Raw genomic sequence first — 22,605 nt, forward strand, 5'->3', positions numbered from 1 at the left:
GGCGTCACCCCTTGACGGCCCCCGTGAGCATGCCCTTCTTGAAATGCTTCTGGACGAACGGCGAGATCACAGCGACCGGCAGCAACGCCATCACCATCACGGCCATCTGAATCGCCAGCCCGGAAATCTGCCCGGTCTTGATCGCCTGACTCACCCCCACCGGCGCCTCCTGCTTCTGCACCAGCTGGATCATGACGTTCTGCAACGGCATCATGTCCTGGTCGCTCAGATAGATCGACGCGTTGAACCAGGCACTCCAGTAACCGACCGCGTAGAACAACGTGATCACCGCGATGACGGCCCGGGACAGCGGCATCACGATCTGCCAGAGAATCCGCCAGTCCCCCGCCCCGTCGATCCGCGCGCTGTCGACGAGTTCCGGCGAGATCCCCATGAAGAACCCGCGCAGCACCAGAATGTTGAACACGCTCACCGCACTCGGCAGGATCAGCGCGAGATAGGTGTCGGTCAGCCCGAGCGACTGCACCAGCAGATACGTCGGAATGAGCCCGGCTCCGAAGAACATCGTCGCGAGCAGCGTCATCAGCAGCCAGCGGTGCCCGAGCGAGCCACTGCGGGACAGGCCGTAGGCGGCCAGCACCGACACCGTCATGGAGAACACCGTGCCGACCAGCGTGACGCACACGCTGACGATCGCGGCCCGGGTCACCTGCCCGCCGCTCAGCAACTCCTGGTAGGCGATGAAGGTGATGCCCTTCGGGATCAGCACCAGTCCGCCGGCCTCCGTGATCGTCTGCTTCGAGGAGAGGCTGGTGACGATGACGATCCACAGCGGGAACAGGACGGCGAGACAGGCACCGGCCAGGACGATGCCCTTGCCCGCGATCCCGGCCTTGTTGGGCGCGTCGTCCCAGACGGGCCGCGGCGGAGCCTGCCACCAGCGGGGTTCACGCGCCGCCTCCTCGACGGCGGCCTTGTCCATGACGGCGGTCACTTCTTGTACACCCCCTGCTCGCCCATGAAGTGGGCCACCTTGTTCGCGGCCAGGACGAGCGCCACGCTCACCAGGCCCTTGACGAGGCCCGCGGCTGCCGCGTAGCTGAAGTCCTGGTTGCGGACGCCGTTCCACCACACATAGGTGTCGAGGACCTCCGACGCGCCCGGTCCCACCGCGTCGCGTTGCAGCAGGATCTGCTCGAAGCCGACGGTGAGCGCGTCACCGACCCGCAGCACCAGCAGCAGGGCGATCACGGGCCGCAGCGCGGGCAGCGTGACGTGCCACATACGGCGCCAGCGCCCGGCCCCGTCCATGGCCGCCGCCTCGTAGAGGTCGGGGCTCACGGAGGCGAGCGCGGCGAGGAAGACGATGATGCCCCAGCCCGCGTCCTTCCAGACGCCCTCCGCCGTCACCAGGAACTTGAAGATCCCCGGGTCGGTCATGAGGTCGAAGCCCTCGTAGCCGTGCTCGCGCAGGGTTTGCGCGATGATGCCGGCCCCGCCGAAGATCTGCTGGAAGACGGTGATGACCAGCACCCAGGAGAAGAAGTGCGGCAGGTACAGGATCGCCTGCGACACCGCCCGCACCCGGGGCCTGATCACGCTGTTGATGAGCAGCGCGAGCACGATCGGGATCGGGAAGAACAGCACCAGCTGGAGGACGAACAGCACGAGCGTGTTCTGCACGGCGTCCCAGAACGCCGAGTCCGCGAAGATCCGCTCGAACTGCTCAAGACCCACCCAGGGGCTCTCCAGCATCGCGACGAAACCGTTGTCGCTGACGTAGGGGTCGTACTCCTGGAAGGCGACGACATTGCCCAGGATCGGTATGTAGTTGAAGACCAGGACCAGCGCGATGGCGGGCAGGGTCATCAGGATCAGGGTGCGGTCCCGGCGGAACCGCAGGCGGAGGCTCAGTCTGCCGGAGGGTTTCTTCCCCGGCCGGCCCCCGGCGGGGGCGTCCGCCGCGCGGGGGTCCGCCTCGTTCGTCTTCGCCTCGGCCCTGCTGCGAGGCACCGTGCTGTGGGACACGGCCTACTCCTTGCCTCAGCGCCCGGTCACTGCGCGGAACCGTTGGTGTCGTGCAGCTTCTGGTACCAGTCCCGCAGCTTGTCGCCGCCCTGCTTCTTCCATTCGGCGACGGCCTGCTGCACATCGCTGATCTTCTTGCGGCCGCGGACGACGTCGTCCTCCAGCTGCTCGAAGTCGTTGGAGAGGTTGGTGTAGCGGGCGGGCTCGGTGATCTGCATGCCCCAGAAGGTGGACTTCTTGGTGAAGGCGCCCATCCGCTGCTGCCACTCGACCTGCTCCTTCGCGATGTCCGGGAGATCCGGGTGCGCGATGGTCGGGGCGGGGCTGGCGAGCATCACATAGGCGTTGATGACCTCCTGGTTGCCCTTGTCGTTCTTGGTGGGCACCCCGTCCTTGACGGTGTAGTGCGTGCCCTCCACCCCGTAGTTGGTGAGCATGTACTCCTTGGTGCCGTACGGGGCGGCGGTGACGTTCGCCGCGGCCAGGATGTCCTCGACGACGGCCTTGGACGCCTTCTTGTTGACGAAGGCGAAGATGCCGGCGGGCGAGCCGGCCCAGAGCGTGGGGTCGCCGCCGTCGGCGCCGAAGATGTCCATGCCGGAGATGCGGAAGTCGGTGTTCTGGCCCGCCTGCTCGGCCATCTTGCCCCACCAGTCCGAGATGTTCTGGTTGTAGATCAGGACCTGGCCGGAGGAGAAGCGGTCGCCCGCCGTGCCCTGGTTGGCCGCCTTGGCGTCGGGGTGGACCACGCCGGCCGAGTAGAGCTTGCGTGTCCACTCCAGGGCCTCGAGGTACTCCTCGGTCTCGACGCGGTAGACCAGCTTGCCGTCCGTCAGGTTCCAGCCGAGCGGCTTCTCGCTGCCGGAGAGCACACCGAAGACGTTGAAGGCGGTCCACTTCATGTCGTCGCAGGCCCACACCTTGGCCTTGGGCCGGGTGATCTCCTTGGCGAGGGCGAGGAACTCGTCCGCGGACGTGGGGAGGTCCCAGCCCTCCTTGTCGAAGACGTCCTTGCGGTAGAGGGGCACGATGCCGACGACGGAGGGGGCCGGCTGGGGCAGGCCGCGCAGCTGGCCGCCGAAGATGGAGTACTGCCAGGCGCCGCTCGGGACGGCGGCGAGGTTCGGGTACTTCTTGACCGCGTCCCCGGACAGGTAGGGGCCGAGGTCGGCGAACTTGCTGATGATGGCGCTGGGTATCTTGCCGCCCATGTTCCAGCTGGGGATGACCACGACGTCCGGCAGGTCGCTGGAGGCGAGCACCGCTCCCAGCTTCTCGTCGTAGGTGTTGCCGTCCTGGTTCTGCCAGGAGATGTCGACACCGATCAGATCGTTCATCGCCTTGTAGTAGGGGTTGTCGCCCTTCGGCGGCGTGCCCCAGAACGGCGACATGATCTTGATGGCACTGCCCTTGCCCAGCTTCTTCGGCACCGCCGTCTTGAGGTCGGACAGGGCGAGCTTGCTCGTGAAGCCCATGGCCGAGCCGTTCTTGGACGGGATGTCCGGGCTCACCACGTTGCTGGCGACGTACGCGGGCAGCAGCTTCTTCGCAGACTTCCCCGACGTGGTGCCGTCCCGCGAGCCACTGTCCGAACCGCCGCAGGCGGCGAGCAACGGCATCCCGCCGGCCACGGCCGCGGTCGCGACCGCCGTGGAGGCGAGGAAGGATCTCCGGCTCGGTCCGGAGGAGGCGGCGTTCGGCGTCATTGCGTCAACCCTTCATGGCACACCAGGACACCCGGCGGAGAGCCGTCGGCTGCGGTGTCTCGAGTGGAACTGGCTGAGCCGAAGCGAGCTGTCGACCTGCCCGGGGCTTCTGTAGTCGAAGCGCTTCGATGTTGTGTGAGGTTAAGTGAACACACCAGGGTGCACAAGGGTCGTTCCCAAACTTCCTCCCCGGTATGAAAGGAGACTTTCCGCATGCACTGCTTGAAGGGACAGAGCTGATCCCTTGACACCCGACCCGTCGCCGACCCAGCATCGAAGCGCTTCGAAAGTGCCCCGCCGATCCATCGCAAGGGGATCCCCACGTGACCGCACACACGCCGCCCACGCCGCCGTTCCGCGATCCGCGCCTGCCGTTCGCGAAGCGGATCGACGACCTCCTGTCGCGGCTCACACGGGAGGAGAAGACCGCCTTCCCGCACCAGTTCGCGCCCGCCGTCGAGCGGCTCGGCATCGCCGCCTTCCGCACCGGCCAGGAGGCCCTGCACGGTGTGGCGTGGATGGGCCCGGCGACGGTGTTCCCGCAGGCGGTCGGCCTCGGCGCCACCTGGAACCCGGAGCTGGTGCGGCGGGTCGGCGACGCGGTGTCCAAGGAGGTCCGCGCGATGCGCGCCAAGGACGACCGGGTCGGGCTCAACGTCTGGGCCCCGACGGTCAACCTGCTGCGCCACCCCCTGTGGGGCCGCAACGAGGAGGGCTACTCGGAGGACCCGAAGCTCACCTCGGCGATCGCCACCGCCTACACGCACGGTCTGCGGGGCGACCACCCCACCTACTGGCGCACCGCGCCCGTGCTGAAGCACTGGCTCGCCCACAACAACGAGACGGACCGGTCGACGACATCGAGTTCGGTGCGCCCGCGCGTGCTGCGCGAGTACGACCTGCGGGCCTTCCGCGAGACCGTCGAGGCGGGTGCGGTGGCCGGGGTGATGCCCGCGTACAACCTGGTCAACGGCCGCCCCAACCACGTCTCCCCGTACCTGGCCGAGCACCTGCGGGCCTGGACCGACGAGGAGCTGCTGGTCTGCTCGGACGCGGGCGCGCCGAGCAACCTGGTCGACTCCGAGCACTACTTCGACACCCACGAGGAGGCCACCGCCGCCTCCCTCGTGGCGGGCGTCGACAGCTTCACCGACCACGGCACGGACTCCTCGCAGATGACCGGGCGGCTGCGCGGCGCCCTGGAGCGCGGTCTGCTGACCGAGGCCGACCTCGACACGGCCGTCCGCCGCCAGCTCTCGGTCCGCTTCCGCCTCGGCGAGTTCGACCCGGAGTACGACCCGCACGACGCGACCAGCGAGTTCGACTCCCCGGGGCATCGCGCCCTCGCCCAGGAGGCGGCCGAGCAGGCCGTCGTGCTGCTGAAGAACGACGGGGTGCTCCCGCTCGCCCCGGACAGTCGTATCGTCGTGGTCGGTCTGCTCGCCGACGAGTGCAAGCTCGACTGGTACAGCGGCACGCTCATTCACCGCTCCACCCCGCTGGAGGGCCTGTACGAGAGGTTCGGCGCGGAGCGGGTGGAGTTCGCGGAGGGTGTGGACCGGGTCCGGCTGAAGACCTCCGCGGGCGCGTTCCTGCACGTGCCGGCGGTGGCGGACGCCGCCGACGAGGTGCGCGGCGCCGAGGGAGCGCTCGACCCGGCGCTGCTCGCGGGCCGCACCGACCTGCCCGCGCTGACCACCGACGCGACCGGCACCGAACTGGCGCTGGCCGACTGGGGCGAGGGCGTGCTGACGCTGCGCGCGCCCGACGGCCGCTACCTCTCGGTCGCCGAGGACGGTCATGTCCGCGCCTCCGCCGACCAGCCGGGCGGCTGGGTCGTCCAGGAGACGTTCCGCCTGGAACCGCATGAGAAGGGGCACCTCCTGAAGCACCTGGGGTCGGGTCGCCACGTGTGTGTCTCCGCCGACGGCGTGAAGGTTGCCGCGGAAGATCCCGAGGTGTTCGAGCTGGTCTTCGCCGAGCGCGGCGAGGACGCGGTGGCGCGGGCCGCCGCGGAGGCCGACGTGGTCGTGGTGGTCGCGGGCAACGACCCGCACATCAACGGCCGCGAGACGGAGGACCGTACGACCCTGCGTCTGCCGGAGCACCAGGAACGGCTGCTGCGGGCCGCCCGCGCGGCGAACCCGGCGACCGTGCTGGCGCTGGTCTCCGCCTACCCGTACGCCGTCGACCCCGCCTCCCTCCCGGCCGTGCTGTGGACGGCACACGGCGGCCAGGCGGCCGGCACCGCCCTGGCCCGCGTCCTGGCCGGCGACGTCTCCCCCGCAGGCCGCTTGCCGCAGACCTGGTACGCCGACGACGCCGATCTGCCCGGCCTCCTCGACTACGACGTGATCGGCGCCCGCCAGACGTATCTGTACTTCGAGGGCACGCCCCTGTTCCCGTTCGGACACGGCCTGTCGTACACGTCGTTCGCCTACGACGGCCTGACGACGCGGGTCGAGGAGGGCGCGCTGCACGTCTCGTTCAGGGTCACGAACACCGGTGACGTCACGGCCGACGAGGTCGCCCAGCTCTACACGCGCGCCGTCGACCCGTCCGTGCCGCGTCCGCGCCGCGAGCTGCTGGACCACCGTCGCGTCGCTCTCGCCCCCGGCGCCACGGCGGAGCTGAGCTTCGAGGTTCCGCTGACCGCCTTCGCGTTCTGGGACGTCGCCCAGGACCGGTGGCGCGTGGAGCCGGGCGCGTACGAGCTGCTGGCCGGGGCCTCCAGCGAGGACGTCCGGCTGCGGACGACCGTCACGCTGGACGGCGAGCCCACCCTGCCGCGCACGGTCCTGGCGGGCGGTCTGGCCGCGGCCGGTTTCGACGAGCAGAGCGGCATCGAGATCGTCGACCGTACGAAGGTGTCGGGTGACGCGGTGACGCCGGTGGACGGGGCCACGGGTGAACTGCTCTACCGCGACTGCGACTTCGGCCGCGGCATCACCGAGGTGACGGTGGAGGTGGCAGGCGAGGGCACGGTCGAGGTGTCCCTCGGCGGCGGCCCGGCCCTCGCGGCGCTGTCGACCGCCGGACCGACATCGGGCCCCTACGACTACGTCTCGCTCGGCGCGTCCGTCGCCGCCGCGGGCGTGCACGACGTCCGTCTCAGGCTGCGCGGCCCGTTGCGGCTCGCGCACGTCGGCTTCTCCGGTTGAGGGTCCGGAGCAGGCCGGCACACAGAAGGGGCCCGGCACCGGAAGGCATCGGTGCCGGGCCTCTTCGCCAAGCCTATATGAAAATGGTTCCCATGAGCTAGAGGTCGATTCCGGTCAGGACCAGCACGCGCTCGTAGGTGTAGTCCTCCATGGCGAACCGCACGCCCTCGCGGCCCACGCCGGACTGCTTGACGCCGCCGTACGGCATCTGGTCGGCGCGGTAGGACGGCACGTCGCCGACGACGACACCGCCGACCTCCAGGGCCCGGTGGGCACGGAAGGCCGTCTGGAGGTCGTGTGTGAAGACGCCCGCCTGGAGGCCGTACTTGGAGTCGTTGACGGCGGCGAAGGCCTCGGCCTCGCCGTTCACCTTCTGCACGGTGAGGACCGGCCCGAAGACCTCCTCGCAGGAGATCGTGACATCGGCCGGTACGTCGGCCAGGACGGTCGGCGCGTAGGAGGCCCCGTCCCGCTTGCCGCCGGTGAGCAGCGCGGCACCGGCGTCCACGGCTTCCTGGACCCACGTCTCGACGCGCTGGGCGGCGTCCTCGCTGACCAGCGGGCCGACGTCGGTCGCGTCGTCGCCCGGGTCACCGGTGACCTGGGCCTCGACGGCGGCGACGACGCGCGGCAGCAGCCGGTCGTAGACCGAGGCGTCGGCGATGACCCGCTGGACGGAGATGCAGGACTGGCCGCCCTGGTAGTTGGAGAAGGTGGCGATGCGCTGCGCCGCCCGGTCCAGGTCCTCGTCGCTCGCCCAGTCGGCGAGGACGACGGCCGCGCCGTTGCCGCCCAGCTCCAGGGTGCAGTGCTTGCGCGGCACCGAGTCCATGATCGCGTAGCCGACCTTCTCGGAGCCGGTGAAGGAGATGACGGGCAGGCGCTCGTCCTGCACCAGGGCCGGCATCTTGTCGTTGGCGACGGGCAGGACGCTCCAGGAGCCGGCCGGCAGCTCGGTCTCGGCCAGCAGCTCGCCGATGATCAGGCCGGACAGCGGGGTGGCCGGGGCCGGCTTCAGGATGATCGGCGCGCCGGCGGCGATGGCCGGGGCGATCTTGTGGGCGCAGAGGTTGAGCGGGAAGTTGAAGGGCGCGATGCCGAGCACGACGCCCTTCGGGAAGCGGCGGGTGAGGGCGAGCCGGCCCTGGCCGCCCAGGTCGGTGTCGAGGCGCTGGGCCTCGCCGCCGTTGAAGCGCCGGGCCTCCTCGGCGGCGAACCGGAAGACGGACACGGCCCGTCCGACCTCGCCGCGCGCCCACTTCAGCGGCTTGCCGTTCTCGGCGGAGATCAGCTGCGCGATCTCCTCGGTGCGCTCGACGAGGCGCTTGCTGACGTGGTCGAGGGCGGCGGCCCGCACATGGGCCGGGGTGGCGGCGAACTCGTCCCGCACGGCGTACGCGGCGGCCACGGCCTCTTCGACCTGCGCGTCCGTCGGCACGCTCACCCGGCCGACGAGCCGCCCGTCCCACGGGGAGCTGACGTCGAAGGTGTCCTCGCCGGTGGCCTGGCGGCCGGCGAGCCAGAAGGCGTGGGTGGCTGCCACATTGTTCTTCGGCATAGCGGGGTTCCGGCCCTTCGGCGTCGGGGGTGGTCCAGTGCTGCGGGTTCCCACGGTAGGGGCGGAATGGCCGAGAGGCGTTTGTCCGGGGTGTAGCAGTACCGGACGCGAACACTACGGTTTGGCGGACGGGGCCGGTTCCGTGGTCGTCGCCTTGAGGGCCAGCCAGAGCTCCATCCGCGCGTCCGGGTCGTCCAGGGAGCGGCCGAGGATCTCCTCGACGCGGCGCATGCGGTAGCGCAGGGTGTGCCGGTGGACGCCGAGGTCGGCCGCCGCCGCGTCCCACTGGCCGTGCCGGGAGAGCCAGGCGCGCAGGGAGGCGACGAGGTCGCCGCGGCCCGTGGCGTCGTGCTCGTACAGCGGCCGCAGCATCCCGTCGGCGAAGGCCCGCACCGCGTCGTCCGCCAGCAGCGGCAGCACGGATCCGGCCGCCATCTGCTCGTGCTCCACCAGGACGCGTCCCCGCCGCCGCGCCACCGACAGGGCCTGCTCGGCCTGCTTGTACGCGGAGGAGGCGGCGATGGGCCCGGCCGGTGCCGACAGGCCCACGACCAGCTCGGCCTCCTCGCCGCCCGGCGCCTTCTCGCGTGTGCCGGCCCGGGCCGTCTCCAAGGCGGCCGCGTACTCCCCGCAGGCCGCGGCGGCTGCGCCGCGGTCCGCGGCCAGCACCACCAGCCGCTCCCCCTCGGGCACCACCAGGACGGCCTCGCCGGCCCGGGCCGCGGCGGACTCCATGACGTCGGCCAGGGCCGCGAGGGGGTCGCCGCCGGTGTCGGCGGCGGCGAGCGCGGCGGCGGACGGCCGCTCCACGGCCGGGGCGCCCGCCCGAGCCTCGGCACGGGCCAGCGCGGCCGACGCCGACACCGGCACCCGCTCCGCGACCAGCATCCGGAACGGCGCGTCCAGCAGCCCGCCGTACAGGCTCCCGGCGACCGTTCGCGCATGGTCCGGCTCCCCGGCCAGCAGCATGCGCAGCACCGCCGCGCCGACCCGCTGTTCGGCTGCCTGGAGGGACCGGGAGCGTTCCGTGGTCAGGGTCAGCAGCGCTATGGCCGAGTGGACGGCGTAGCGCTCGGCGGTGCCGAGGGCGGCGGCCGTGCCGACCGCCAGGGCCGCGCGAGGGCGGCGGCCCGTGCCGATGGTGTGGAGCTCGACCCGGTCCTCGTTCTCCGGCCCGCCGACCACCGAGGAGGCGGGCGCCGGCCGCTCCCGCAGCCGCTCGACGTCTCCGGTGAGCCGGGCGGCCCGCCGTCCGGCCCACTCCGGTGCCGTGGCGACGACGGCGCCCGAGGCGTCGTACAGCGCCGCCCACCCGTCGACCTGCGAGGCCAGCGCGGACAGCAGCCCCTCCGGCCCGCCGGTCTGGGCCTGCCGGGTCAGCTCGCGCTGGGCGGCGAACCCGGCCGTGACGGCCCGGTACTGGTCGGCGGCGATCGCGGCGGACACGGCCTTGCTGATGGCGAGGAAGGGGGTGCGGCGCGGCACCTCCAGCAGCGGCAGGCCCTCTTCCCCGGCCGCGTCGACGAGCGCCTTGGGCGTCTCCTCGTAGTTGACCCCTATGGCGAAGCCGAGCCCGACCACTCCGGCCCCGGCCAGCCGCCGCACATAACGGCGCATGGCCTCCGGGTCCTCGGCGTCCAGCTTGAGCGCGGTCATCAGCAGCAGTTCCCCGCCCTCCATGTAGGGCACGGGGTCGGCCAGCTCGCTGACATGTGCCCAGCGCACCGGCACGTCGAGGCGGTCTTCGCCCGCCCGCACGGTCAGTTTCAGCGCGGAGTGATGGACGAGCGAGGCGAGCGTCGGGGGCATGAGGCCTTCAGGTCTGCGTCAGGGCTGTGTGATCTTTGTGCTCTTTTGGCCGTCGCGTATGAACGACCTGTGACGATTCTGCCTCACCGTACGGTCCCCGCGTACCGCACCAGCCCGTAGAGGTCAGCCCCGAAGATCCACCAGCAGCGGCGGCGCGTGCTCGCCCTTCACATCGGTCAGCGACAGCACCGCGTGCCCCGCCGGTACGCCGTGCGCCAGCTCGGACGCGGACCAGCGCTCCCGCTCGACCTGCCGCACGGTCACCGCCCGCGCGGTCGGCGCCTTGCCGGTGATCACCCGGCGCAGCATGTGCACGGCCTTGCCCGCCGGGGTCTCGGCGATGATCTGCCGGTCGGTCACGTCCCGGGCCTCGGTCCACTCCTTGCCCCACACCTCGGCGAAGTCCTGCCCGTCCCAGGGCGTGACCCCCGACAGCGCCATCCGGCAGCCGGTGGCCCCGAGCAGTGGTCCGCGCAGCGGACGGGCCACGTCGTCCAGCGTCCGCAGGGTGAGCACGACTCCGGCGTTGCCGGACCGCAGCCGCTGGATGCCGCGCACGCCCTCCGGCGTCACCACGCCGGTCGCGTCGTCCAGCACCAGACAGGCGAACAGCGACCGGTCCTCGCGCACCGCGACGCTCGCCGAGAACTGTGCGAGCACCAGCCGCGCCAGCATCCGGGACGCGTCGGCGTGCCCGCGCTCGGGCAGATCGATCCGCACCCGCACGGGGTGGTCGAGGGCCTTGAGGGTGAAGGGCCGGGTGGCCCCGGACGTGTCGAAGAACGAGGCGAAGGCGGGACGGTCCAGCAGCGCGACCCGGTCCGCGAGCACCCCGCCGACGTCTCCCGGCTGCCCCATCTGCCGCTCCCGGGCGTCCAGCTCCCGCAGCAGCGACTCCTGCCCGGCGTCCTGCAGCCCCTGCCGCAGCGCGGCGAACGGCCCGGGCGCCCCGTCCAGGAGCTGCCGCAGCTCCGGTACGGAGGGGAAACGCCCGTGTACGGCCCGGAACGGTCCGAGGAGCTGGGCGAGGACGGTCGTGGAGCGCCGGGTGTCACTGCCCGGGTGCGGATCGGCGAGGTCCCCGACGAGCGCCTCGGCGAGCACGGCGGCGGCCTCGTCCGGGTCGGCGGTCCCGCCGTACAGGTCGAGGTCGTACTCGGAGTCCTGGTTCCCGATCCGCACGACGACGTCGTACGCGTCGGCCGGCCCGAGCCCCGCGCCCGCCCCTCCGACCACGACCACGGCGGCCCGTCCGGCCAGCGCGTGCAGACACAGCGACTCGGCGAGCGGCCGGACGACGGTTCCGGTCTTGCCGGACCCGGCGGGGCCGACGGCCACGAGCGAGGTGCCGAGCAGATCGGGCCCCAGACCGAGCCCCGCGCCCCGGTAGGCGTACGGGTTACGGCTGTCGTCGACGGTGGTTCCCAGCCGCACCTGGCCGGTGACGAGGTCGTGCCGGGCGAGGCGCGCCGGCAGGTCGCGCTCTCCGGAGGGGTGGAGGCAGGCGGTGGCGCCGTCCCGCAGGACGGTGGAGGTGAAGGTGGCGAGGCTGTGACGTCCGGTGCGCACGCCCTGCCAGGCACGGAGGATCCGGGCGTGGTCGACGTCCTTCATGAGCCCGGAGCGGGCCTCGGCGGCGAGCCGCTCGGCCGCGTCGACGGCTCCGGCGGCGCGGAGCTCGTTCCACTGGGCCGGGTCGTCCTGGGGGTCCCGATGCGCCGTCTGGGGCTCCGGCCGGCGGAAGCGCGGCACGACGAAGCGGCGCCACACCTCGCCCCAGCGGCCCAGCCGGGCCACCCCGACCATGATCGCCAGGGCGACGAGCAGCTCGTATCCCTGGTACACGATGAACGTGCCGGTCTCGCCGAGATCGCTGTCGCCGCCGCGCCAGGCATCGGGAATGATCAGGTCGAACGGCACCCACCACCAGTTGCCGAGGTACCCGTTCTGCAGCAGCGACCAGATCAGCCATCCCACGAGGAAGGCGATCAGCGCCCCGCTCAGCAACTGCCGGGTGGGGATCTCCTCGGGCTCCTCCGCGGGCCGCGGTCGGTGCCCGAACCGCCAGACGCCGGGCGCCGCGTCGGGCCGGGGCGTGCGCAGCCACGTCACGAAGGACGAGCCGTCGGGCACCGGCGGCGCCCCGGGCGCCCGCGTGGGCCGGGGCGGCACGGCCGGCCCGTCCGGGGGCGCGCTCCGGCCGCCCGGTGGCTCGCCGGGGCCGTTCGGTGGCGCCGAGGGCACCTCCGGCGCCCCCGCCGGACGCGGTACGGGGCTCGCATGTGTACCCCGCGCCTCCTGCGTCCCGTCGCTGTCCATCGCCCTTTCCCCCTGACCAGCCGCTCCGTCCACCATCAGCGAGCCAATCTAACGCCCTCCCCTGGGGAGTTCACCGCTTACACGGCCGGGTCGTGGGCAGCAGCCCACCAGAGCGCCATGTCCACCCCGGACAAGCCGCCCCGCCGACAACGCCCACATGGAGCATGCCCACCCCCCTTTCCCGGCCCTAGCCTGCGAGAAAAGAAGCCAAGCGTCCGCAGAAACCCCTTCGCACCACCCAGGAGCCCCGCATGACCTCACTTCCGCAGGAGCGCCGCGTCGTCACCGCCATCCCCGGACCGAAGTCGCAGGAGCTGCAGGCCCGCCGCACCGCCGCGGTCGCGCAGGGCGTGGGCTCCGTACTGCCCGTGTTCACGGCGCGCGCGGGCGGCGGGATCATCGAGGACGTCGACGGCAACCGGCTCATCGACTTCGGCTCGGGCATCGCCGTGACGTCCGTCGGCGCCTCCGCCGAGGCCGTCGTCCGCCGGGCCTCCGCCCAGCTGGCCGACTTCACCCACACCTGTTTCATGGTCACGCCGTACGAGGGGTACGTCGAGGTCGCCGAGGCGCTCGCCGAGCTGACCCCGGGTGACCACGCCAAGAAGAGCGCTCTGTTCAACTCCGGCGCCGAGGCCGTCGAGAACGCCGTCAAGATCGCGCGTGCGCACACCAAGCGGCAGGCCGTGGTGGTGTTCGACCACGGGTACCACGGCCGGACCAACCTGACGATGGCGCTGACCTCGAAGAACATGCCGTACAAGCACGGCTTCGGGCCGTTCGCGCCCGAGGTCTACCGGGTGCCGGTGGCGTACGGCTACCGCTGGCCCACCGGCGCGGAGAACGCGGGCCCGGAGGCCGCCGCGCAGGCCATCGACCAGATCAGCAAGCAGGTCGGCGCCGAGAACGTGGCCGCCGTCATCATCGAGCCGGTGCTCGGCGAGGGCGGTTTCATCGAGCCGGCCAAGGGCTTCCTGCCGGCGATCCGCCAGTTCGCCTCGGACAACGGCATCGTCTTCGTCGCCGACGAGATCCAGTCCGGCTTCTGCCGCACGGGTCAGTGGTTCGCGTGCGAGGACGAGGGCATCGTCCCCGACCTGATCACGACCGCCAAGGGCATCGCCGGTGGTCTCCCGCTGGCCGCCGTGACCGGTCGCGCCGAGATCATGGACGCCGCGCACGCGGGCGGCCTGGGCGGCACCTACGGCGGCAACCCGGTCGCGTGCGCCGGTGCGCTCGGCTCCATCGAGACGATGAAGGAGCTCGACCTCAACACCCGGGCGAAGCACATCGAGGCGGTCATGAAGGCCCGCCTGACCTCGATGGCCGAGAAGTTCGACATCATCGGCGACATCCGCGGGCGCGGCGCCATGATCGCCATCGAGCTGGTCAAGGACCGCGCCACCAAGGAGCCGAACCCGGAGGCGACCGCCGCGCTCGCCAAGGCCTGCCACGCGGAGGGCCTGCTGGTCCTGACCTGTGGCACCTACGGCAACGTGCTCCGCTTCCTGCCCCCGCTGGTGATCGGCGAGGACCTGCTGAACGAGGGCCTCGACATCATCGAGCAGGCCTTCGCCCGTAGCTGACACGGCAGTTACGCATCTGAGCCGCCGTCGGGGCAGGTGAGCCGTCATGGTTCCGCTCTCGGGGGCTGCGAGCGGCAGAGCGTGTGAAGAAGGTGTGCGAGGTGGATGACAGGCGGCCCTGTGGCCTGTCCTCCGCCCAGCCCCTGTCGTAGGTTCTACCCAGATGAGAGATACACCCCCGCCCACAGGGGACTGTGGGTGACATCAGGCCGGGGCCTCCCCAGCTTCGACCTGGTCGTGCCCTCGCGCACATAACCGGAGCCTGAGGCTCTGGATCTCCTCACCGATCGGACAGTCGCCCGCCCCAAACCCCCCGGGGCGCGCGACGTTCCGGTCCGGACGGCCGCCTCGGAACTCCCCCCCTGTTCCGGGGCGGCCGACCTCCCTCTTCTTCTCTCTCCTTTTCGCCGCGTCTCGCGAGCCGGATCAGCTGTCATCGGCCTCCCGTGCGACCCGCTCCAGCCGGCGTCGGTGGTTCTCCCACCAGTCCTGATCGCCTTCGGTCATGTTGTCGGTGCTCTTCATCAGCCCGACGCTGCCGTCGATGAGTTCGCGCACGATGTCGGCGTGCCCGGCGTGCCGCTGTGTGTCGGCGATCACCCGGACCAGGATGTGGTGCAGCGTCACCTCCCGGCGCTCCTCGGGCCACCACGGGACGTGTCCGGTCGCCTCCAGTGCCAGCGTCTCGATCGTGCGGTTCGAGTGCTCCCAGGCGGTGCGATAGAGCCCGGTGATCTGCTCACGTGACTCGTCCGCGGCGGCCCACATGTCCGCGTTGGGTTCGGCGTCCTGCGTGTACCACCAGGGCGGGGGCGGTTCCTCGACGAAGTACGGCCGCCCGAAGGTGTCGCCGAAATAGCCCAGCTCCACTCCGGCGACGTGCTTGACCAGGCCCAGCAGGTTGGTTCCCGTCGGCGTGAGCGGGCGGCGGACGTCGTACTCGGAGAGCCCTTCGAGCTTCCAGAGCAGGGCTTCGCGGGCGTCCTGGAGGTAGCGGAGCAGGTCGGCTTTCGGGTCGGGTTCGGTCATGCCGGGAGTCTGGCACCCGGCACTGACAATCAGCCGGGCAGAGCGGGCTCCGGGCGGTGGATGCCACGCGGCCGGTAGCCCAGGGCGTCGGCGACCCCGGCGACATCCGCGAGCAGCCAGATGATCGCGAGCCACATCTCCGTGCCCTGGAGGCCGGGGTCGCGGCCCGGGCCGGTGCCGTCGGGGGCCGGGCCGAAGGCGAAGCCCCGGCCGGGATGCCAGCGGCGCAGGGCGGCGGTGAGCTGGGTCGCCGCCCAGGAGCGGGCCTCCTCACAGCGGTGGGTGGTCTGCCGGGCGCAGAGCCACAGGGGGTGGATCACGTCCAGGACGTTGCAGGCGTTCTCGCGGCCGGGGGCGAAGTGGCGGGGGTCGCGGGCGTGGTCGAGGACCGTGTCGATCACGCGCTCGGCGTACGGCACGGGCAGGCCGAACTGGGCGAAGGAGCCGCGGGTGAGCCGGTAGTAGCCGTTGACCATCTGGAGGTGTCCGTCCCGCGGCGTGGGCGAACCCCACATGCCGGTACGGCGGTCGACCCGGGTGTGCAGCCGGCCGAACAGCGCCTCCAGCGCCCCGGGCGCGGCCGCTTCCGCACCGAGGCGCAGATTCCAGTACGCGGCGGTGGCCCAGGAGTCGACCCACGCACCGGCGTGCCAGGCACGGTCGTCCCAGGGCAGTTGGGCCAGGTGGGTGACCAGCCGGTCGGCGGTGGTGCGGCGGACCGCGTGGACGGGGTGGGCGAAGGAACTGCCGAGCAGGTCGAGCGCGTACCCCACGCACAGCACGTGATAGGCCGCAGCCCCGTCGTCCGGCACTCCGGCCGGGCCGGGAACCGGCGGTGGTGCGCCGTACTCGGGTATGAGGCCGGTGGCCGGGTCCTGGAGGTCGCGCAGCAGTGCCACGTGCTCGGCGGCGGACAGCCGGGGCGGCGCCTCCCCGAGGAGGAGGTCGGCGATCTCGACGGCGTCGCAGTGCGCCCGCACGGTGGGCTCGGTGCCGGGCCGGTCGACGTACCGGCCGGTGGCCGGTTGCCGGCAGCGGTCCAGCACATCGACGGCCTGTGCACGGGCGGCCCCGGCGAACGCCGAGAGCGCCTCGACGAGGGCGGGGGTGTCGGCGGGGCGGGGCGCGGTACCGGCCGGTGCCGTACTCGCCCCCGCCCCGCTGCCGGGCCCCGATTCGCGCGGATCGCGGCGATCGCGGATGCGGCGGGCCGGGTTGCCGGCCGCCATCGTCCAGGCGGGCAGGTCCTTGGTGACGACCGCGCCCGCGCCGATGACGCAGTGGTCGCCGATGGTGACGCCGTCCAGGACGACCACGTGCGAGCCGATCCACACGTCGTCGCCGATCGTGATCCCGCGGCTGGTGACCGGCTGCCGGTGGACCGGCAGGCCGGGCTCGGTCCCGTGGTTGAAGCCGAGCAGCGAGCTGTGGGCACCGACGCGGACCCCGTCCCCGAGGGTGACGGTGCCGCGCACCACGGTGAAGGGGTTGACCGTGCAGTCGGCGCCGGTGCGTATGTCGCCGGTGACATACGCGTGGGCCGCGATGTAGGAGCGGTCGCCCAGGTCCAGGTGGTCCGGGTACACGGCGGCCGTCTCCGCGACGAAACAGCCCTCACCCAGCCGCACCGCCCCGGCCCCCGCGAGGAGCCGTTTCCGGCGCTGTTCCTGTGCCGCGCGCTGCGCCTGAGACGCCTGCTCGGGGTAGAGCCACGGGCAGTGGTCGAAGAGGCCTTCGTCGCTCTCCGGCTGGTTCACGTGCTCCTCCACTGGGGTCGCGCGGGCGGACAGGGGACAGCGGTTGGACAGGGGGTATCCGTGCCCGTGCCAAGCTGTGTCCCATGCCGATCTCCGGGAACCAGGTTCGCGACGAGCCCACCGCGACATACTCGCGCTTCGTGGCCCTCCTGCTCAGCCTCCCGGCCCTGCTCTTCGTCCTGATCACCTGGCAGGTCGTCGCCGACGGCCCGCTCATCCGCCTCGACGAGCGCGCCAGCCGCGAACTCGTCCACCCGGACCGCTACTCCGAGCTCCTCGCCGACCTCGGCAACGTCCAGGTCGCCGTCCCGGTCCTCACCGTCGCCCTCGGGTACGTCGCCGTACGGACCCGCCGTACGCGACGCTGGTGGCTGCCGGTCGCCGCCGCGGCCCTCCTGATGGCGCTGGTCCCGGCGCTGATCATCCCGCTCAAGGACCTCACGGACCGCCCGGGCACCCCGGCCGTCCCGCCGGGCACCGGCTACTACCCCTCCGGTCACACGGCCACGGCCGCCATCGCCTACGGCTGCGCCACCCTGCTCCTGCTCCCCCGGCTCCGCACGCCCCTCGCCCGCGGCGCCCTGGTCACCGTCTGCGTCGCCCTCGTACTCGGCGCGAGCTACGGCCTGGTCCGCCGTGGCTACCACTGGCCACTGGACGTGGCGGCCAGCTGGTGTCTGTGCGCGGTGCTGCTCGCTTCGCTGTGGCTGTTCCTGAGGCGGGGGACGGCCGAGCGGCCTCGGTGAGTCCCGGCCACCCGCCCTAGTCGTCCCTCTCCGTGGCCAGCCGCGCCGCCGCCTCGTGCATCGCCAGTTCCAGCAGCGTCGGGTCCGTCAGCATGCCCGAGCCGTCCGGTGGAATCAGCCAGCGGACGCCGCCGGGTGAGGAACGGCCCGGGTACGGCACGACGATCCAGGTGCCGGCGCCCGCCGTCCTGATGCCCGTGCCGAGCCAGCGTGCCGCGGTGCCCGGCGGCACGAAGAACCCGATGCGCTCGTCGCCGAAGTCGACGAGCACGGGCCCCGGCCGGTCGAGCACGCGAGTGAGCACGTCGAGCGTGGCGTAGCCGAGGTCGGCGGGCAGGATCAGCACGTCCCAGACGCCGCCGGCCGGCAGCAGCGCGACCCCGAGCGGGTTGCGCTCCCACTCCCAGCGGCAGGCCTCGGGGTCGGGTGCGGCGGATGCGAGCCACTCGACCGCCGTCTTCGCACCGGTCATGAGGAAGACCCCCTGTTCTCTCGTGAAGCTCGTGATCTCGCGAACGCGGCGCGTCCCGAGGGCGTCACAAGGGAGAAGGGGGTCTCCGTACGGTCATTACGCGGGTTTCGGCTCCTCGTTGGAGTGAACCGGCTCACACCCGCTCGGTCAGCTGTCGAAGCCCAGCCCCAGCCGGTCCATCGTGCGCAGCCACAGGTTGCGGCGGCCGGCGTGGGCGTCCGCGCGGGCCAGGGACCACTTGGTCAGGGCGATGCCCGTCCAGGCGAAGGGCTCCGGGGGGAACGGCAGGGGCTTCTTGCGGACCATTTCCAGTTCCGTGCGTTCCGTCGGCTCACCGGACAGCAGGTCCAGCATCACCTCGGCGCCGAAGCGGGTGGAGCCGACGCCCAGCCCCGTGTAGCCCGCCGCGTAGGCGACCTTCTTCTGGTGGGCGGTGCCGAAGAACGCCGAGAAGCGGGAGCAGGTGTCGATCGCGCCGCCCCAGGCGTGGCTGAAGCGGACGCCCTCCAGCTGCGGGAAGCAGGTGAAGAAGTGCCCGGCGAGCTTGGCGTAGGTCTCCGGGCGGTCGTCGTACTCGGCGCGGACGCGGCCGCCGTAGGGGTAGATCGCGTCGTAGCCGCCCCACAGGATCCGGTTGTCGGCGGAGAGGCGGAAGTAGTGGAACTGGTTGGCGCTGTCGCCGAGTCCCTGGCGGTTCTTCCAGCCGATCGACGCCAGCTGGCCCTCGGTGAGGGGCTCGGTCATCAGGGCGTAGTCGTAGACCGGGACGGTGTACGAGCGGACGCGTCTGACCAGGTTGGGGAAGATGTTCGTGCCGAGGGCGACCTGACGGGCGCGGATCCGGCCGTAGGGGGTGCGTACGGCCATGCCGGGGCCGTAGGGCTTCAGGGTCAGCGCCGGGGTGTGCTCGTGGACGCGGACGCCGAGCCGGAGGCACGCCTGCTTGAGGCCCCAGGCGAGCTTCGCCGGGTGCAGCATGGCCACGCCCCTGCGGTCCCACAGGCCCGCCTGGAAGGTGGGTGAGTCCACCTGCTCCCGTACGGCCTCCGCCTCCAGGAACTCGACGCCCTCGGCGAGGCCCCGGCGGGACGTCTCCTCGTGCCAGTCGCGCAGTTCGGCCGCCTGGTACGGCTCGGTGGCGACGTCGATCTCGCCGGTGCGTTCGAAGTCGCAGTCGATGGAGTGCCGGGAGACGGCCTCCTCGATCGCGTCGAGGTTGCGGATGCCGAGCTCCTGGAGCCTGTGGATCTCGTCGGGCCAGCGGGCGAGGCCGTTGGGCAGGCCGTGGGTGAGGGAGGCGGCGCAGAAGCCGCCGTTGCGGCCGGAGGCGGCCCAGCCCACCTCGCGGCCCTCCACCAGCACCACGTCACGTGCCGGGTCGCGTTCCTTGGCGATCAGCGCCGTCCACAGTCCGCTGTAGCCGCCGCCGACGACCAGCAGGTCGCAGGTCTCGGAGGTGGTGAGAGCGGGTTCCGGACGGGGCCGGCCGGGGTCGTCCAGCCAGTACGGGACCGGCTGGACGTCGGAAAGCGAATGAGTCCACTGATTCATGGCGCTCGGGGCCATGATTTCAACTCCCTACGGTTATACCTTTATGCCTTTTGCCTGTTGCGGCGGTTACCGGCGACCATGGAAGCCAGAACGAACAGTACGGCGACGACGAACATGGCCGTGCCGATGACATTGATCTGAACGGGCGTTCCGCGCTGCGCCGATCCCCAGACGAACATGGGGAAGGTGACGGTCGAGCCGGCGTTGAAATTGGTGATGATGAAGTCGTCGAAGGAGAGGGCGAAGGCGAGCAGGGCGCCCGCCGCGATTCCCGGGGCGGCTATCGGCAGGGTGACCCGCACAAAGGTCTGGATCGGGCCCGCGTACAGGTCCCGTGCCGCCTCCTCCAGCTTCGGGTCCATCGACATCACGCGCGCCTTGACGGCCGTGACCACGAAACTCAGGCAGAACATGATGTGCGCGATGAGGATCGTCCAGAAGCCCAGCTGGGCGCCCATGTTGAGGAACAGGGTGAGCAGCGAGGCGGCCATGACGACCTCGGGCATCGCCATCGGCAGGAAGATCAGCGAGTTCACGGCGGAGCGGGCCCGGAACCGGTAGCGGACCAGCGCGAAGGCGATCAGGGTGCCGAGGAGGGTGGCACCGAGCGTCGCCCAGACGGCGATCTGGAGGCTGAGCGACAGTGAGCCGCACAGGTCGGAGACCCCGCACGGGTCCTTCCAGGCGTCCAGGGAGAACCGCTGCCATTCGTAGTTGAAGCGCCCCTTCGGTTTGTTGAAGGAGAACACCGTCACGATGATGTTCGGCAGCAGGAGATAGCCGAGTGTCAGCAGTCCCGCGATGACGACGAGATTTCTCTTGAGCCAGTTGACGAAGGGCATTTAGACCAGATCCTCCGTCCCGGACCTGCGGATGTAGAGGGTGACCATGAGCAGAATCGCGGCCATGAGAATGAAGGAGAGTGCGGCGGCCGTCGGATAGTCCAGCACTCTCAGGAACTGCGTCTGGATGACGTTCCCGACCATGCGGGTGTCCGTGGAGCCGAGGAGGTCGGCGTTGACGTAGTCGCCGGTCGCCGGGATGAAGGTGAGCAGCGTGCCGGAGACGACTCCCGGCATCGACAGCGGGAACGTGACCTTGCGGAAGGTCGTCAGGGGCCGGGCGTACAGATCGCCCGCGGCCTCGTGCAGCCGGCCGTCGATGCGCTCCAGCGAGGTGTAGAGCGGCAGGATCATGAAGGGCAGGAAGTTGTACGTCAGACCGCAGACCACGGCGAGCGGCGTGGCCAGGACGCGGTCGCCGGCGGTCCAGCCGAGCCAGTTGGTGACGTCCAGGACGTGCAGCGTGTCCAGCGCGCCGACCAGCGGGCCGCCGTCCGCGAGGATCGTCTTCCAGGCCAGGGTGCGGATCAGGAAGCTGGTGAAGAACGGCGCGATCACCAGGATCATGATCAGGTTCCGCCAGCGGCCCGCGCGGAAGGCGATCAGATACGCGAGCGGGTAGCCGAGCAGCAGGCACAGGATCGTGGCGGTGCCCGCGTAGAGCACCGACCGGACGAACTGCGGCCAGTACGCGGACAGCGCGTCCCAGTACGTGGCGAAGTGCCAGGTGACCTTGTAGCCCTCCTCCAGGGAGCCCGTCTGCACGGACGTGGAGGCCTGGTAGATCATCGGCAGCGCGAAGAAGACCAGCAGCCAGAGGATGCCGGGCAGCAGCAGCCAGTACGGCGTCCAGCGGCCTCTGCGCTTCGGGGGCTTCGGCTGGGGTGCTTCCGGTGCGAGGGGCGGTGGCGCCTCGGTGAGTGTGGACATCAGGCCGCCTCTTCCACTCCGGCGTCGGCGTCCTGCTCCGCGTCCAGGCCGAAGGTGTGGGCCGGGTTCCAGTGCAGGACGACCTCGGCGCCGGGCACCAGGCGGGGGTCGCGGTCGATGTTCTGGGCGTAGACCTCGAACTCGGAACAGACCGGGCTGTCGACGACGTACTGCGTCGAGACGCCGATGAAGCTGGAGTCGGCGATCCGGCCCGTGATGCGGTTGCGGCCCTCCGGTATCTCGCCGGCGTCGTCCGCGTGGGTGAGGGATATCTTCTCCGGGCGGACCCCGACCAGGACCTTGCCGCCGGTCGTCGTGGGCGCGCCGCACCGCGACTCGGGCAGGACGAGCTTGCCGCCGCCCGCCTTCAGCACGATCTCCTCACCGCTCCTGGAGTCGACCTCGGCCTCGATGAAGTTCGAGGTGCCGAGGAAGTTGGCGACGAACGTGGTGCGCGGGTTCTCGTAGAGGTCGGTGGGGGCGCCCAGTTGCTCGACGCGGCCCGCGTTCATCACGGCGACCGTGTCGGCCATGGTCATGGCCTCCTCCTGGTCGTGCGTGACGTGGACGAAGGTGATGCCGACCTCGGTCTGGATGCGCTTGAGCTCCAGCTGCATCTGGCGGCGCAGCTTGAGGTCGAGGGCGCCGAGCGGCTCGTCGAGCAGGAGCACCTTGGGGTGGTTGATCAGCGCGCGGGCCACGGCGACGCGCTGCTGCTGGCCGCCGGAGAGCTGGTGCGGCTTCTTGCGGGCCTGCTCGCCGAGCTGCACGAGGTCGAGCATCTCCCCGACCTGCTTCTTCACCGACTTGATGCCGCGCCGGCGCAGACCGAAGGCGACGTTCTCGAAGATGTCGAGGTGCGGGAAGAGGGCGTACGACTGGAAGACCGTGTTCACCGGCCGCTTGTACGGCGGGAGGGCCGTCACGTCCTGGTCGCCCAGCGACACGGTCCCGGAGGAAGGTTCCTCCAGGCCCGCGATCATGCGCAGGGTGGTGGTCTTGCCGCAGCCGGACGCGCCGAGCAGGGCGAAGAAGGAGCCCTGCGGCACGGTCAGGTCGAGCGGGTGCACGGCGGTGAAGGCACCGTAGGTCTTGCCGATGCCCTTGAGGCGGACGTCGCCCGTGGCGTCTGTCTTGTTCGTCATGGTGG

General features: G+C 71.2%; 16 protein-coding genes. 3 read left to right on the top strand and 13 right to left on the bottom strand.

Annotation, left to right across the window (positions count from 1 at the left end; translation table 11 throughout):
• Window positions 1-4 precede the first annotated feature (4 nt).
• The 3 genes from ACFT32_RS33465 to ACFT32_RS33475 are packed head-to-tail and all read right to left on the bottom strand — an operon-like array spanning window position 5 to window position 3,695.
• Window positions 5-955 (bottom strand): carbohydrate ABC transporter permease, encoded by a 951-nt coding sequence (locus ACFT32_RS33465; RefSeq protein WP_382496772.1) that lies wholly within the window; start codon window positions 953-955, stop codon window positions 5-7.
• The gene (locus tag ACFT32_RS33470; RefSeq protein ID WP_382496773.1) at window positions 952-1,989 is read right to left on the bottom strand and encodes an ABC transporter permease; all 1,038 of its coding nucleotides are present in this window, start codon (window positions 1,987-1,989) and stop codon (window positions 952-954) included. The genes ACFT32_RS33465 and ACFT32_RS33470 overlap by 4 nt, the downstream gene beginning before the upstream one ends.
• Window positions 1,990-2,015: 26 nt before the next feature.
• Entirely contained in the window at window positions 2,016-3,695 is a 1,680-nt protein-coding gene (locus tag ACFT32_RS33475; RefSeq protein WP_382496775.1) for an extracellular solute-binding protein, read from the bottom strand.
• A gap of 323 nt (window positions 3,696-4,018) precedes the next feature.
• On the opposite strand from ACFT32_RS33475, the gene ACFT32_RS33480 reads away from it, so the two are divergent.
• On the top strand, window positions 4,019-6,856 hold the full coding sequence (locus ACFT32_RS33480) for a glycoside hydrolase family 3 C-terminal domain-containing protein (RefSeq protein WP_382496777.1): 2,838 nt from the start codon (window positions 4,019-4,021) through the stop codon (window positions 6,854-6,856).
• A 97-nt stretch (window positions 6,857-6,953) separates the two neighbouring features.
• Here ACFT32_RS33480 and ACFT32_RS33485 read toward each other — a convergent pair whose 3' ends face one another.
• The 3 genes from ACFT32_RS33485 to ACFT32_RS33495 all read right to left on the bottom strand — a co-directional run bounded on the left by ACFT32_RS33485 (window position 6,954) and on the right by ACFT32_RS33495 (window position 12,542).
• The gene (locus tag ACFT32_RS33485; protein ID WP_382497405.1) at window positions 6,954-8,399 is read right to left on the bottom strand and encodes an aldehyde dehydrogenase family protein; all 1,446 of its coding nucleotides are present in this window, start codon (window positions 8,397-8,399) and stop codon (window positions 6,954-6,956) included.
• A 129-nt stretch (window positions 8,400-8,528) separates the two neighbouring features.
• Window positions 8,529-10,223: a PucR family transcriptional regulator gene (locus ACFT32_RS33490; protein ID WP_382496779.1), complete on the bottom strand. Its 1,695-nt coding sequence runs from the start codon at window positions 10,221-10,223 to the stop codon at window positions 8,529-8,531.
• A 123-nt stretch (window positions 10,224-10,346) separates the two neighbouring features.
• Window positions 10,347-12,542 carry an ATP-binding protein gene (locus ACFT32_RS33495; RefSeq protein WP_382496780.1) on the bottom strand — a complete coding sequence of 732 codons (2,196 nt, stop codon included), beginning with the start codon at window positions 12,540-12,542 and terminating at the stop codon, window positions 10,347-10,349.
• 251 nt (window positions 12,543-12,793) lie between these two features.
• Between ACFT32_RS33495 and gabT the strand changes: the two genes are divergently transcribed.
• Window positions 12,794-14,128 carry a 4-aminobutyrate--2-oxoglutarate transaminase gene (gabT, locus tag ACFT32_RS33500; protein WP_382496782.1) on the top strand — a complete coding sequence of 445 codons (1,335 nt, stop codon included), beginning with the start codon at window positions 12,794-12,796 and terminating at the stop codon, window positions 14,126-14,128.
• Window positions 14,129-14,554: 426 nt separating this feature from the next.
• On the opposite strand, the gene ACFT32_RS33505 is transcribed toward gabT, so the two are convergent.
• Together ACFT32_RS33505 and ACFT32_RS33510 are read right to left on the bottom strand one after the other, a co-directional pair.
• Window positions 14,555-15,157, bottom strand: coding sequence for a DinB family protein (locus ACFT32_RS33505; protein ID WP_382496784.1), 603 nt, complete (start codon window positions 15,155-15,157; stop codon window positions 14,555-14,557).
• A gap of 29 nt (window positions 15,158-15,186) precedes the next feature.
• A complete protein-coding gene (locus tag ACFT32_RS33510; RefSeq protein ID WP_382496786.1) occupies window positions 15,187-16,914 on the bottom strand; it encodes an acyltransferase in 1,728 nt (575 codons plus the stop codon).
• An 83-nt stretch (window positions 16,915-16,997) separates the two neighbouring features.
• Here ACFT32_RS33510 and ACFT32_RS33515 point away from each other — a divergent pair, with 83 nt between their 5' ends.
• Window positions 16,998-17,660 (top strand): phosphatase PAP2 family protein, encoded by a 663-nt coding sequence (locus tag ACFT32_RS33515; RefSeq protein ID WP_382496787.1) that lies wholly within the window; start codon window positions 16,998-17,000, stop codon window positions 17,658-17,660.
• Window positions 17,661-17,676: 16 nt separating this feature from the next.
• On the opposite strand, the gene ACFT32_RS33520 is transcribed toward ACFT32_RS33515, so the two are convergent.
• The 5 genes from ACFT32_RS33520 to ACFT32_RS33540 all read right to left on the bottom strand — a co-directional run bounded on the left by ACFT32_RS33520 (window position 17,677) and on the right by ACFT32_RS33540 (window position 22,600).
• Entirely contained in the window at window positions 17,677-18,132 is a 456-nt protein-coding gene (locus ACFT32_RS33520; protein ID WP_382496789.1) for a hypothetical protein, read from the bottom strand.
• A gap of 147 nt (window positions 18,133-18,279) precedes the next feature.
• Complete coding sequence (locus tag ACFT32_RS33525) at window positions 18,280-19,698, bottom strand: NAD(P)/FAD-dependent oxidoreductase (RefSeq protein WP_382496791.1); 1,419 nt, start codon at window positions 19,696-19,698, stop codon at window positions 18,280-18,282.
• Between the two features lie 26 nt (window positions 19,699-19,724).
• Entirely contained in the window at window positions 19,725-20,525 is an 801-nt protein-coding gene (locus ACFT32_RS33530; protein ID WP_382496793.1) for an ABC transporter permease, read from the bottom strand.
• A complete protein-coding gene (locus ACFT32_RS33535) occupies window positions 20,526-21,455 on the bottom strand; it encodes an ABC transporter permease (RefSeq protein ID WP_382496795.1) in 930 nt (309 codons plus the stop codon).
• Window positions 21,455-22,600, bottom strand: coding sequence for an ABC transporter ATP-binding protein (locus ACFT32_RS33540; RefSeq protein WP_382496796.1), 1,146 nt, complete (start codon window positions 22,598-22,600; stop codon window positions 21,455-21,457). Before ACFT32_RS33540 ends, ACFT32_RS33535 begins: the two co-directional genes overlap by 1 nt.
• Between the last annotated feature and the right edge of the window lie 5 nt (window positions 22,601-22,605).

It is taken from the genome of Streptomyces sp. NPDC057002, assembly GCF_042673825.1.
Classification (GTDB): Bacteria; Actinomycetota; Actinomycetes; order Streptomycetales; family Streptomycetaceae; genus Streptomyces.

Coding starts and splice junctions, on each gene's coding strand:
- ACFT32_RS33505 (WP_382496784.1), bottom strand. CDS start 15,157: ATGACCGAACCCGACCCGAAAGCCGACCTGCTCCGCTACCTCCAGGAC.
- ACFT32_RS33515 (WP_382496787.1), top strand. CDS start 16,998: ATGCCGATCTCCGGGAACCAGGTTCGCGACGAGCCCACCGCGACATAC.
- ACFT32_RS33495 (WP_382496780.1), bottom strand. CDS start 12,542: ATGGACAGCGACGGGACGCAGGAGGCGCGGGGTACACATGCGAGCCCC.
- gabT (WP_382496782.1), top strand. CDS start 12,794: ATGACCTCACTTCCGCAGGAGCGCCGCGTCGTCACCGCCATCCCCGGA.
- ACFT32_RS33535 (WP_382496795.1), bottom strand. CDS start 21,455: ATGTCCACACTCACCGAGGCGCCACCGCCCCTCGCACCGGAAGCACCC.
- ACFT32_RS33490 (WP_382496779.1), bottom strand. CDS start 10,223: ATGCCCCCGACGCTCGCCTCGCTCGTCCATCACTCCGCGCTGAAACTG.
- ACFT32_RS33525 (WP_382496791.1), bottom strand. CDS start 19,698: ATGGCCCCGAGCGCCATGAATCAGTGGACTCATTCGCTTTCCGACGTC.
- ACFT32_RS33520 (WP_382496789.1), bottom strand. CDS start 18,132: ATGACCGGTGCGAAGACGGCGGTCGAGTGGCTCGCATCCGCCGCACCC.
- ACFT32_RS33540 (WP_382496796.1), bottom strand. CDS start 22,600: ATGACGAACAAGACAGACGCCACGGGCGACGTCCGCCTCAAGGGCATC.
- ACFT32_RS33530 (WP_382496793.1), bottom strand. CDS start 20,525: ATGCCCTTCGTCAACTGGCTCAAGAGAAATCTCGTCGTCATCGCGGGA.
- ACFT32_RS33475 (WP_382496775.1), bottom strand. CDS start 3,695: ATGACGCCGAACGCCGCCTCCTCCGGACCGAGCCGGAGATCCTTCCTC.